The organism is Kitasatospora sp. NPDC001119 (assembly GCF_053598475.1).
Map to the genome: position 1 here is coordinate 35,390 of NZ_JBSFKI010000031.1, position 12,175 is coordinate 47,564.

The following is a 12,175-nucleotide window of genomic DNA, read 5'->3' on the forward strand; positions in this document are numbered from 1 at the left end:
CTCCGACGAGAGGAGCCCGCGTGAGCACCGAGTACGCGGCCGTGATCCCGTTCCGGCCCGAGCCCGAGGTCAAGGCCGCCGAGCAGGCCGTCATCGGCGCCGCCCTGCTCGACCCCGCCCAGATCCCGGCGCTCGCCGCCCAGATCGGCGACCCGAGCACCTTCTACCACCCTGCGCACGAGACGATCTGGCGCACCATCACCCGCATGGCCGACGGCGAACGGCCCGTCGACCCGGTGCTGCTGGCCGAAGTCCTGCGCGGACAGGGCGACCTGGTCCGCGTCGGCGGGCCCGGCTACCTGCACACCTGCGTCGCGGCCACCCCCACCGCCGCGAACGGCGACTACTACGCCGAGATCGTGCGCACCGCCGCCGAACGCCGCCGGATCAACGCCGCCGCCGGCCGCCTCGCCCACATGGCCGGCGACGGCCAGACCGACCTGGAGGCCGTCCGCACCGCCGCCCTGGCCGCCCTCTCGGACCTCGCCTCCGGTGACACCTGGCTGGACCCCGTCCCGCTCGGCTCCCACGGCACGCTGCCCACCTTCCCCGTCGACGCCCTCCCGACGTGGGTCCGCGCCTACGTCGAGGCCGTCGCGGAGTTCACCCAGACCCCGCCCGACATGGCCGCCACCATGGCCCTCGCCGCCCTGTCGACCGCCGCCGGCGGCCGCGTCGGCGTCCAGATCCGCCCCGGCTGGTGCGAGCAGTCCAACCTCTACCTGGTCTGCGCGATGCCCCCCGCCAGCCGCAAGAGCGACGTGTTCGGGCTGACCACCGGCCCCGTCTACAAGGTCGAGGCCGAGCTCCAGGCCGAGGCCCGCGCCCGGATCATCGAGGCCGAGACCGCCCGCGACGCCGCGACCGCCGAGGTCGAGGCCCTGATGGCCAAGGCCCGCAAGAACCCCGACATCGACCGCGCCCACCTGGTGGCGGAGATCTCCGCCGCGAAGATGCTCGCCGAGGAGATCGTCGTCCCGCCGAACCCGCGGCTGACGCTGTCCGGGGACATCACCCCCGAGACCGTCACCCACCACCTCGGCGTGCACCGCTGCCTCGCCGCCCTCAGTCCCGAGGGCGACCTGTTCGACAGCATCGCCGGCCGCTACAGCAGCAAGCCCAACCTGGGCGTCTTCCTCCAGGCCCACAAGGGCGAGCGGCTCCAGACCGACCGCATCACCCGCGAGCAGCCGACCACCGACCGGCCCGCCCTCACCATCGGTGTCACCCCGCAGCCCGCCGTCCTCCAGGAACTCGGCGCCGCCCCCGGCGCCCGCGACCGCGGCCTGCTCGCCCGCTTCCTCTACTCCCTCCCGCCGTCCAACTTGGGCTACCGCAAGATCCGCACCACCCCCATCCCCGACGCCGTCGCGGCCGCCTACGACCGCGACCTGACCCGCCTGCTCCGCGCCATGACCGACCTCACCGACCCGGTCACCGTGCTCATGAGCCAGGCCGCCGACCTCGCCATCGAGAAGCTCCAGGAGCGCGTGGAGGTCCAGCTCCGCCCCGACCAGCCGCTCGCCCACATCCGGGACTGGGCCGGCAAGCTCGTCGGCCACATCGCCCGCATCGCCGTACTGCTCCACCTCGCCGACCACATCGCCTCCGACCAGGACCCCGGCGCCTGGCGGGCCGACCTGGAGGCCACCACCGTCGACCGGGCCGCCCGGATCGCCGACTACTACACCGCCCACACCCTCGCCGTCTTCGACCTCATCGCCGCCGACCCCGCCACCGAAGACGCCCACACCCTCCTCCAGTGGCTCCAGCGCCCCAAGAAGGACGGCACCCACCGCACCCACATCAAAGCCCACGACGCCGTCGCGTCGTCCCGGCGGTTCAAGAAGGTCGCCGACGTCGAACCCGCCCTCACCCTCCTCGAACAGCACGGCTGGCTCCGCACCGACCAGCCCCCCGCCGACGGCCGCCGGGGCCGCCAGGCCGCCATCACGTTCCGTGTTCACCCCGCCCTCGCCACCGCCGTGGACGGAACAGAAGCCCCGTAACCGTCAGGGATGTCAGGGAAAATCCCTGACCAGCCAAAACAGCCCCTGACCGCCCGTCAGGGAACGTCAGGGATGTCAGGGAAAAGCCGAATTTCCCTGACATCCCTGACAATCCCTGACGCCCCGCCAGGAGCCAAAACCGCAGGTCAGCGATTTTCCCTGACATCCCTGACACTTTCCGGCCCCATTCCCCGTCCGCACGCAGGGGCCGTCACTCACCGCAACCACCATCCGTACCCGCAGACGGAGGATTCGCCATGCCCCCGAGGGGCCGCAACACGAGCGCCGACTCGAACATCCGCCCCCTGCCGACCAGTTACCTCGAGCCCAAGGACGTCGCCGCGATGTTCAAGGTCCCGCTGGAGACCGTCTACCAGTGGCGCCGCAAGCGCACCGGCCCGCCCGGCTTCCGGGCGGGCCGGCACGTCCGCTACCACCCCGACGCCGTCGCCCAGTGGGTGGCGGACCAGAGCCGAGAGGCGGCCTGACCCATGGCCGGACACGTCCAGGACCGCTGGTACAAGACCGAGAAGGGCCCTGACGGCAAGCCCCACCGCGTCCGCACGGACCGCTACAGCACGGGCAAGCGCTACCGAGCCCGCTACGAAGGCCCGGACGGCAGGGAGAAGAGCAAGAGCTTCCCCGACCGGCAAAAGCGCCAGGCCGAGATCTGGCTGATCGAGACCGAGGCCGACATGTCGCGCGGCCAGTACGTCGACCCGAGGGCGGGCAGGACCACGTTCCAGCAGTTCGCAGAACGGTGGCTCAAGGCCCAGACCACGGACCCGGCCAGTCAGGTGCTGGTGGAGACCAGGCTCCGGCTGCACGCCTTCCCCCGGATCGGCCGGCGGCCGCTCGACTCGTTCCGCCCGTCCCACATCCAGGAGCTGGTGAAGGAGCTGGAGCAGAGCCCGATCTCGGGCGGGTACGCCCGGAACATCTACTCCGACGTGCGAGCGGTCTTGTCTGCCGCCGTGGACGACGGGCTACTGAACCGCAACCCGTGCGGCGCCGCATCGGTCCGCCCGCCGACCGTCGAGGCCCGCCGAATTGTGCCCTGGCTCCCGGAACAGGTGCTCGCGGTACGCGGCGCCCTACCGGAGCGATACCAGGCGATGGCCGACCTGGGTGCCGGGTGCGGTCTCCGGCAGGGGGAGATCGTCGGCCTCGCGGAGGACGACGCGTTCGACTTCGAGTCGGGCACCGTACGAGTGCTCCGGCAGGTGAAGCAGATCCGGGGGAAGGCAGTGTTCGCTCCCCCGAAGTGCAACAAGGAGCGGGACGTGCCGCTCCCCAGCTCCGTCGCTGCTGCCGTCCTCGCCCACATGGACGCGTACAAGCCCGTGCCTGTCACGCTCCCGTGGAAGACCCCGGACGGGCCGAAGGTGACCTACCGGCTGCTGTTCACCAACACCGCCGACGGGCTGGTCTGGCGGAGCAACTTCAACCTTCAGGAGTGGAAGCCCGCGATCGCCGCGGCTGGCCTCATCCCGACCCCGCGTCGCGGCGAGGCCTACGCCTCCGCGCGGGAGCATGGGATGCACGCCCTGCGGCACTTCTACGCCTCGGTGCTGCTGGACGCCGGGGAAAGCATCCGGGCCGTGAGCGACTACCTCGGCCACGCGGACCCGGCCCTGACCCTCCGGGTGTACGCCCACCTCATGCCGAACAGCCAGGACCGCGCCCGGAAGGCCGTCGACCGACTGTTCCTGCCGGACGAACCAACGGCCTGACGGCCCAGGGACGGCCCAGAGCACACACAAAGGCCCCCTACCGGCGGGAAAACCGCTGGTAGGGGGCCCTTTGTTGCTTCACCCGTCAATGTTCTCCGGGCTTAGGCATGGTTGTTCCAGTGTCGCAGACGCGCGAGGGCCCCGGACGCCAGGCGTCCGGGGCCCTCACCTCGTACGTCCCGCCCGGGCGGGTCAGCTGCCGACGAAGGCCGCCAGCAGCAGCCAGACCACCGGGGCGGTCGGCAGGAGCGAGTCCAGCCGGTCCATGATGCCGCCGTGGCCGGGCAGCAGCGTGCCCATGTCCTTGATCCCGAGGTCGCGCTTGATCATCGACTCGCCCAGGTCGCCCAGGGTCGCGGTGACCGCCGCGCAGCCGCCCAGGATCAGGCCCTGCCACCAGCTGCCGCCGTCGATGATCAGCTCCATCAGCAGCGCGCCCGCCAGCATCGACAGGCCGATGCCGCCGGCCAGGCCCTCGCGGGTCTTGCCCGGGCTGATCGTCGGGGCCAGCTTGGTCTTCCCGAACTTGTAGCCCACCGCGTAGGCGCCGGTGTCGCTGCAGATCGTCACGATCAGGAAGAGCACGATCCGCTGGGGGCCGTCGTCGGCCGCCAGCATCATCGCCACGAAGGTGGCCAGGAACGGCACGTAGAAGGCCGTGAACACGCCTGCCGTTATGTCCCGCAGGTAGTCCTCCGGCGGCTCGGCCATCCGCCAGACCATCACCGCCAGCCCGGTCAGCGCGAGCGAGGCGGCGGCCCACTGGATGCCGGACCAGTAGCCGGTGGCGACCATCGCGATGCCGCCCACGACCAGCGGGACCAGCGGCGCCTTGATCTGCTTGCGCTCGGCGAGCCGGCTGGTCAGCTCCCAGACGCCGACCGCGACCGCGGCCATCACGACGACCAGGAACAGCGCCTTCACCACGAACAGCGAGGCGATGATCACCGCACCGAGGCCGACGCCCACGCCTATGGCGGCCTGGAGGTTACGGCCGCCGCGCTGCTTGCGCGGCTGCGGCTGCGGAGCGGGCTGGGCGGCCACGGGTGTCTCCTGCCCTGGGAGGGACGACGGCACGAAGCGGGGCTGCCCGGCCGCCAGGTGGTTCGCCGGCGGCGCGGGATGCACCGGTGCCCCCGGGTGCGGCGGGGTGCCGTGACCGGGGGCGGCGTCGTCGGATATCGCGCGCAGCACGACCGTCTCCGTGACGCCCGGCGGCGCCGGCTCGGGCTGTTCGTCCCGGAACAGCGGGCCGCTCAGCCGACCGGCCCCCCGGGCCTGCCCCTCGGCGGGGTCGGCCGGGCCGCCGGTGGCGGCCCGCCCGTGGGCCGCGGGCCGACCGCGGCCGGCCGACCGACCGTGGTCGGGCGTGCCGGGCGGCGGGCCGGGCTCGGCCGGTACGGGAGGCATGACCTGAGTCTCCTCCGCGTCGCCGCCCCAGTACACCGGAGGCTGCTGCGGCTGATCCGAACGGAGGCCCGGCGCTCCCGGGGGGACGCCCGGCGTGCCCGGGGGCACGGCGTGGCCGCCCGGGTGACCGGGATGCCCCGGGGCCGGCGCCGCAGGCCGCGCGCCGTACCCCGGCGCCGGGTGGGCCGGGACAGGGGCGGCCTGCGGGTGCGGCGCCGGGCGGTAGGGCTGGAACTGCTGGTCGGACGGGCCCCAGTAGCCGGGGGCGTCAGGGGCGTCGTTCATCAGACCTCGAGCAGCTCGGCTTCCTTGTGCTTCAGCAGCTCGTCGACCTGGGCCACGTACTTGGCCGTGGTGTCGTCGAGCTCCTTCTCGCCGCGGCGGCCGTCGTCCTCGCCGACCTCGCCGTCCTTCACCAGCTTGTCGATCGCGTCCTTGGCCTTGCGGCGCACGGCGCGGATCGAGACCTTGGCGTCCTCGCCCTTGGTGCGGGCGATCTTGATGAACTCCCGGCGGCGCTCCTCGGTCAGCTCGGGCAGCACCACGCGGATGATCGAGCCGTCGTTGGACGGGTTGACGCCCAGGTCGGAGTCGCGGATCGCCTGCTCGATGGCCTTCAGCGCGGTCTTGTCGAACGGCGAGACGACCGCCATCCGCGGCTCCGGCACCGAGAAGGAGGCCAGCTGGTTGATCGGCGTCACGGCGCCGTAGTACTCCGCGACGATCTTGGCGAACATCGCCGGGTGCGCGCGGCCGGTGCGGATGGCCGCGAGGTCGTCCTTGGCGACGCTGACGGCCTTCTCCATCTTCTCCTCGGCCTCGAGGAGGGTCTCTTCGATCACTGTGGTCTCCCTGTCCGGTTCATCTGCTGTTGTCCCGACCGGTGTCGGCGCGGCGGCCGGTCACGGCGCCGCCGCCGTCCCGTACGGCTGGTTGCTGCTCAGGCCCGGACAGAATCCTGGCTGATGAGTGTGCCGATCTTCTCACTCTTCACCGCACGCGCGATATTGCCCTCCGCCAGCAGCTCGAAGACCAGCATCGGCAGGTTGTTGTCCTTGCACAGCGTGATCGCGGTGAGGTCGGCGACCTTGAGGTCGCGCGCGATGACCTCGGAGTACTCCAGCGCGTCGAACTTGACCGCGTCCGGGTTGGTCCGCGGGTCGGAGTCGTAGACGCCGTCCACGCCGTTCTTGCCCATCAGCAGGACGTCGGCGTGGATCTCCAGGGCGCGCTGGACGGCCGTGGTGTCGGTGGAGAAGTACGGCATGCCCATACCGGCGCCGAAGATCACCACGCGGCCCTTCTCCAGGTGCCGGACGGCCCGCAGCGGCAGGTACGGCTCGGCGACCTGGCCCATGGTGATGGCGGTCTGGACCCGGGTCTCGATGCCTTCCTTGACCAGGAAGTCCTGCAGCGCCAGGCAGTTCATGACGGTGCCGAGCATGCCCATGTAGTCGGAGCGGGCCCGGTCCATGCCGCGGACCTGGAGCTCGGCGCCCCGGAAGAAGTTGCCGCCGCCGATGACCACCGCGACCTCGGTACCGGCACGGACGACGGTGGCGATCTCCCGGGCGATCGCGTGCACGACGTCCGGGTCGACGCCGAGCCCGCCACCACCGGCGAAGGCTTCACCGGACAGCTTGAGCAGCACCCGGCGGCGCGAGCCGGCCTTGGGGTCCTGCGCGGTCTCCTGCGTCTCCTGCATGGACTTCTCCTTTTTGCACCTACTGGTCACAGACGCGGGTGTGCGGATGCCCGGCCTGCGCGTACACGCGAGGAGGCCACTGCCGCGGGAACCGGTTCGGTGTCCTGCACGGCAATGGCCTCCTCGTCGTTCATGGTGCCGACGCGAGCCCGCCCGTTGGCGGTAGGCGCGGGGTGAGCCCGTTCGGCGTTCCTCCCGCCCCGGTCAGCGGGCGGGGGCGGTTCCCAGCGTAAGGGGGCCGGGGACCAGGTGGAACGTGGCTCAGGCGCCGACGCGGAAGCGGGCGAAGCGCTTGAGGGCGACGCCGTTCTCCTCGAGGACCTTGGCGACGGTCTTCTTGTTGTCCTTCGCGAAGGCCTGCTCCAGGACGGAGTTCTCCTTCACGAAGCCCGTGACGCGGCCCTCGACGATCTTCGACAGGGCGGCCTCCGGCTTGCCCTCCTCGCGGGCGGTGGCCTCGGCGACGCGGCGCTCGTTCTCGAGCTCCTCGGCCGGGATCTCCTCGCGGGACAGGTACTTCGGCGCGAAGGCGGCGATGTGCTGCGCGACGTCCTTGGCGACCTCGGCGTTCTCCTTGTCCAGCTCGACCAGGACGCCGACGGCCGGCGGCAGGTCGGGGCTGGTCTTGTGGAGGTAGACCGCGACGAAGCTGTCACCGTCGAACTGGGCGAAGCGACGGAAGACGATCTTCTCGCCCAGGGTCGCGTTGGCCTCGTCGACGAACTGCTGGACGGTCTTGCCGGCCTCGATCTCGGAAGCCAGGGCGGCGTCCAGGTCGGCCGGGGCGGTCTTCGCGACGTGGGCGGCGATGGCGTCGGCGACCTGGACGAAGTTGTCACCCTTGGCGACGAAGTCCGTCTCGCAGTTCAGCTCGACCAGAACGCCGGACTTCTTGTCCTCGGCGATGAGCGCGGCGACGGCGCCGTTGGAGGCGTCACGGCCCTCGCGCTTGGCAACGCCCTTCTGGCCCTTGATGCGCAGGAGCTCGACGGCCTTCTCGACGTTGCCCTCGGCCTCGTCCAGGGCCTTCTTGCAGTCCATCATGCCGGCGCCGGTGAGCTCACGGAGCTTCTTGACGTCCGCGGCGGTGAAGTTCGCCATGGTGTGAATCTCTTCTCGCGTCTCGCGTGTCTGCGTGGGGATGCGCCGGGACCGCTGGTTCGGCCCCGGCGCGGGAGAGAGGGGCACCTGCCGGCTTCGTACCGGCCGGTGCCCCTCACCCTTGGTACGTCAGGCCTGCTCGGCCGGCGCCTCGGTGGCGGGGGCCTCGACAGCGGCCTCCTCGGCGGCGGGGGCCTCGGCGGCGGCCTCGGCGGGGGCCTCCTCGGCCTTCTTCTCGCCCTCGATGAGGTCCTTCTCCCAGGCGGCCAGCGGCTGGTCGGCGCCCGGCTCGGCCTTGGCGTCGCCCTTGGCGACACCGGCGCGGGACTTCAGGCCCTCGGCCACGGCGTCGGCGATCACGCGGGTCAGCAGGGTGACGGAGCGGATCGCGTCGTCGTTGCCCGGGATCTTGTAGTCGACCTCGTCCGGGTCACAGTTGGTGTCGAGGATGGCGACGACCGGGATGTTGAGCTTCCGGGCCTCGCCGACCGCGATGTGCTCCTTCTTGGTGTCCACGATCCAGACGGCGCTGGGAACGCGCTGCATGTCGCGGATACCGCCGAGGGTCTTCTCCAGCTTGTCGTGCTCGCGCTGGAGGACCAGGAGCTCCTTCTTGGTGAGACCGGAGCCGGCCACGTCCGAGAAGTCCAGCTCGCCGAGCTCCTTCAGACGCTGAAGGCGCTTGTAGACGGTCGAGAAGTTGGTCAGCATGCCGCCGAGCCAGCGCTGGTTCACGTAGGGCATGCCCACGCGGGTGGCCTGCTCGGCGATGGCCTCCTGGGCCTGCTTCTTCGTGCCGACGAAGAGGACGCTGCCGCCGTGGGCAACGGTCTCCTTGATGAACTCGAAGGCGCGGTCGATGTAGTTCAGCGACTGCAGGAGGTCGATGATGTAGATGCCGTTGCGCTCGGTGATGATGAAGCGCTTCATCTTCGGGTTCCAGCGGCGGGTCTGGTGACCGAAGTGGACGCCGCTCTCCAGCAGCTCCCGCATCGTGACGACGGCCATTGCCGTACTCCTTGGTGTTACGGCCCGGCAGCGGCACTGCGTCGCAGCGATAGCCCACAACCGGGTCAGTCTCGGTTTGTCCGTGGCGGCCAGGTGACAGCCACGCCTGACGCCCCGAACGTGCCGAGCCGCTACCACCCTTCCGGCCCGGGGGCCGGTCGGGCTCGGCGGACCGAGCGGCACTCGCACCTGGCGGGGCTGCGGACGAACCGCGTCCGGCCGCCGGTGGCGGGGCGTGCGAAGTCGACCCGGCGGACCGGGTCGCGTGTGAAGTGTACGGGAAGCGCCGAGGGGCGGGCGACTCCACGCGTGGCCGGGGGCCCGCCGAGGACCTGGGAGGAGCCCGGGGAACGGCCGGGGTGGGCGGGTTCCGGTGGGGCTGCGGCAGCGTTCCCGTGGGGCGGCGGCGGGGTCGGGGCGGGTCGCGCGGGGCGGCCGGGGGTGGAGTCGGAGGTGGAGCTCGGCGTGGGCGCGGAGGCGGGTGCGGGGGCGGACGCGGGTCGGTCGACCGCCTGCCCCGGGTCCGTCACCGGTATGCCGTTTGTACACCGGATGGCGGCGCCCGTACACCCGCCTGGGGGATGGCGCTCGGGCGTGGGGGCGGTTTGTCCACAGGAATCCGGATGTGGGTGGTGCGGGGGCGGCGCGGGGGCGAGCCTGCGGGCATGACTGGTCGCGGGTGGTTCGGTGGGGTGATCGGGGTGATCGGGGTGATCGGGGTGATCGGGGTGGGCCAGGTGGGTCGGGCCGGTCGGCGGGCTCACGGGGTGCTGCCGCTGTGGGTGGCGGTGGTGCTCGTGGTCGTGCTCGCGGCGCCGGGGGCTTCCTATGCCTCGGGCGTCTCAGGAGCCTCACGGGCTTTGGGAGGCTTCGGTGCCGTCGGTGCGGTCGGTGCGGTCGGCGTCCCGGGCCCGGGCGGCGAGGCCGGGCGGGGTGGTGCGCGGGCCTGGCCGGTGGGTGGCTCGGACGGGGTGCTGGGCCGGTTCGAGCCGCCGGCGAAGGTCTGGGCCGCCGGGCACCGGGGGGTGGACCTCGCCGCCGCACCCGGGGCGGAGGTCCGGGCGGCGGCTCCCGGAGTGGTCACGTTCTCCGGGCCGGTGGCGGGACGGCCGGTGGTGACCGTCTCCCACCCGGGCTCGGGCTCTCCCCCGCTCCGGACCACCTATCTGCCCGTCACCGGCACCGTCCCGGTCGGCACCCCGGTGGCCGCCGGACAGACGATCGGACTGCTCGCTCCGGACGGGCGGCACTGCGCCGGGCGCGACTGCCTGCACTGGGGGCTGCTGCGCGGAAACCGCTACCTCGACCCGCTGGCCCTCTTCGGCGCGGGCACGGCCCGGCTGCTGCCGCTGGACGGCGGGGACGGGTAGGGCGCCGGGCCGGGGGTGGGGTGCGGGTTAGAGCCAGGGCCGGGGCCGAGGGCAGGCCCGGAGCCGGGCTCAGGCGCGGACGAGCCCGCGCAGCACCATCGCGACGGCGGCGTCGGCGATCTCCTCGGGGCTCTCGGTCGCACAGCCGGCGCGGCCCCCGGTCGCGGCCTGCTCGGCCCTGCGGGTCGCCGCCTCCACGACACCCTGGACCAGGGCCGCGGCGAGCCGGGGCTGCTCGTGGCCGAGTTCCTCCAGCGTCCGGCCGACCAGACCGGCCAGCCTGCCGTGCGCCGCCCTGATCCGCTCACGCGCGGCCTCGTCGAGCTCCAGCGCCGAGATCGCCACCACCGCGCGGTGCCGGGGGTCGGCGGCCAGTGCCAGCTGGCCCCGGACGTAGGCCTCGATCCGCTCGACGGCGGTGTCGCAGCTCGCCATCCCGGCCTCGATCTCGGCCGCCCAGAGCGGGAGGTCCACCTCACAGAGCGCCTCGACCACGGCGGCGCGGGAGCGGAAGTACTCGTAGACCGAGGAGCGCGCCAGCCCGGCGCGCGCCGCGAGCGCGGGGAAGGTCAGGGCCTCCATGCCACCCTCGGTCAGCAGGATGCGGGCAGCATCGAGGAGGGCTGCCCGCTGGAGCTGGCGATGCTCGGCCACCGTGGCCGCTCGGATCTTCGGCACGGTCCCACTGTACGGAGCCCTACCTCCGGCCGGTACGGCGCCGCGCATCGGAACGGGGCCCGGGCCCGGCGACCGGCTTCTGACGACCGACGGCAGACACCCTCCGGCCGGCACCTTCGCTGCCGGCACCCTGCTGTCGGTCCCCGGCTGCCGGCGCCCTTGTCGTCGGCGCCCTACCGGATGTCCGACAGCTTGGCGCGCAGCTGGAGGACGGACTTGGTGTGGATCTGACTCACCCGACTCTCCGTCACCCCCAGCACCTGTCCGATCTCGGCGAGGGTGAGGCCCTCGTAGTAGTAGAGCGTCACCACCGTCTTCTCCCGCTCGGGGAGGGTGTTGACCGCCTGGGCCAGCAGTCTGCGCAGCTCGCGGTCCTCGGCCACCTCGACCGGGTTGTCCGCACCGTGGTCGACCAGGGTGTCCATCAGGCTCAGCCGGTCGCCGCCCTCCCCCACCGGGTGGAGCAGTTCGTCCAGCGCGACCACGTTGGCGAGCGACAGCTGGCTGAAGATGGCGTGCAGGTCCTCGATCGCGATGCCCATCTCGGCCGCGACCTCGGGCTCGTGCGGCGTCCGGCGCAGCCGGGCCTCCAGCGTCGCGTACGTCCGCTCGACCGCCTTCGCCTTCTGCCGCACCGAGCGCGGGATCCAGTCCAGGGCGCGCAGCTCGTCGATGATCGCGCCCCGGATGCGGCTGATCGCGTAGGTCTCGAACTTGATGGCGCGGTCGATGTCGAACTTCTCGATCGCGTCGATCAGTCCGAAGACCCCCGAGGAGACGAAGTCCGCCTGTTCGACGTTGGAGGGCAGGCCGACCCCGACCCGCCCCGCCACGTACTTGACGAGCGGTGAGTAGTGGAGGATCAGCTGCTCCCGCAGCCGCTGGTCCCCGGTCTCCTTGTAGGAGCGCCAGAGCTCTTCGAGGGCGGTGCGCCCCTGGGCCGCGACCTCCCGGACATCCTGCCCCTGGCCGCCGTCCGCCGCCTTCTCCCGGCGGAGCGGGGACACCGGCGAGGCGAGCGCCGGAGAGGTGGCGCCCCGGGCCGGCGCACTGCCGGGCGGCCGGGGCGCGCCGGCCGCGACCGCGCCGGGGGGCACACCGGCGGGCGCCCCGACAGGCGCGCCGTCGAGGTCGGCCGCGCCGGCGCCCGGGGCCGGCTCG

At 72.4% G+C, this 12,175-nt stretch carries 11 protein-coding genes; 4 read left to right on the top strand and 7 right to left on the bottom strand.

What is annotated here, in order from left to right:
- Positions 1 to 20 precede the first annotated feature (20 nt).
- From ACWDD9_RS31795 to ACWDD9_RS31805, 3 genes are all read left to right on the top strand, one after another.
- On the top strand, positions 21 to 2,009 hold the full coding sequence (locus ACWDD9_RS31795; RefSeq protein ID WP_449813505.1) for a DUF3987 domain-containing protein: 1,989 nt from the start codon (positions 21 to 23) through the stop codon (positions 2,007 to 2,009).
- 257 nt (positions 2,010 to 2,266) lie between these two features.
- Positions 2,267 to 2,497 (top strand): helix-turn-helix domain-containing protein, encoded by a 231-nt coding sequence (locus ACWDD9_RS31800; RefSeq protein WP_449813506.1) that lies wholly within the window; start codon positions 2,267 to 2,269, stop codon positions 2,495 to 2,497.
- A 3-nt stretch (positions 2,498 to 2,500) separates the two neighbouring features.
- On the top strand, positions 2,501 to 3,742 hold the full coding sequence (locus ACWDD9_RS31805; protein ID WP_449813507.1) for a tyrosine-type recombinase/integrase: 1,242 nt from the start codon (positions 2,501 to 2,503) through the stop codon (positions 3,740 to 3,742).
- Positions 3,743 to 3,934: 192 nt separating this feature from the next.
- Here the strand turns inward: ACWDD9_RS31805 and ACWDD9_RS31810 are convergent, their stop codons facing one another.
- The 5 genes from ACWDD9_RS31810 to rpsB form a co-directional block, all read right to left on the bottom strand.
- On the bottom strand, positions 3,935 to 5,152 hold the full coding sequence (locus tag ACWDD9_RS31810) for a phosphatidate cytidylyltransferase (RefSeq protein WP_449813508.1): 1,218 nt from the start codon (positions 5,150 to 5,152) through the stop codon (positions 3,935 to 3,937).
- A 284-nt stretch (positions 5,153 to 5,436) separates the two neighbouring features.
- Positions 5,437 to 5,994 (bottom strand): ribosome recycling factor, encoded by a 558-nt coding sequence (frr, locus tag ACWDD9_RS31815; RefSeq protein WP_049657639.1) that lies wholly within the window; start codon positions 5,992 to 5,994, stop codon positions 5,437 to 5,439.
- 98 nt (positions 5,995 to 6,092) lie between these two features.
- Positions 6,093 to 6,857, bottom strand: coding sequence for a UMP kinase (gene pyrH / locus ACWDD9_RS31820; RefSeq protein ID WP_030056790.1), 765 nt, complete (start codon positions 6,855 to 6,857; stop codon positions 6,093 to 6,095).
- Between the two features lie 261 nt (positions 6,858 to 7,118).
- The gene (gene tsf, locus ACWDD9_RS31825) at positions 7,119 to 7,958 is read right to left on the bottom strand and encodes a translation elongation factor Ts (RefSeq protein ID WP_449813509.1); all 840 of its coding nucleotides are present in this window, start codon (positions 7,956 to 7,958) and stop codon (positions 7,119 to 7,121) included.
- 129 nt (positions 7,959 to 8,087) lie between these two features.
- On the bottom strand, positions 8,088 to 8,966 hold the full coding sequence (gene rpsB, locus ACWDD9_RS31830; protein ID WP_049657635.1) for a 30S ribosomal protein S2: 879 nt from the start codon (positions 8,964 to 8,966) through the stop codon (positions 8,088 to 8,090).
- Positions 8,967 to 9,631: 665 nt separating this feature from the next.
- Here rpsB and ACWDD9_RS31835 point away from each other — a divergent pair.
- Entirely contained in the window at positions 9,632 to 10,336 is a 705-nt protein-coding gene (locus ACWDD9_RS31835; protein ID WP_449813510.1) for a murein hydrolase activator EnvC family protein, read from the top strand.
- 69 nt (positions 10,337 to 10,405) lie between these two features.
- Here the strand turns inward: ACWDD9_RS31835 and ACWDD9_RS31840 are convergent, their stop codons facing one another.
- Positions 10,406 to 10,990, bottom strand: a complete 585-nt coding sequence (locus ACWDD9_RS31840; protein ID WP_117491975.1) for a TetR/AcrR family transcriptional regulator — start codon at positions 10,988 to 10,990, stop codon at positions 10,406 to 10,408.
- Between the two features lie 197 nt (positions 10,991 to 11,187).
- The gene (whiG, locus tag ACWDD9_RS31845) at positions 11,188 to 12,111 is read right to left on the bottom strand and encodes an RNA polymerase sigma factor WhiG (protein ID WP_241852776.1); all 924 of its coding nucleotides are present in this window, start codon (positions 12,109 to 12,111) and stop codon (positions 11,188 to 11,190) included.
- Positions 12,112 to 12,175: the final 64 nt, after the last annotated feature.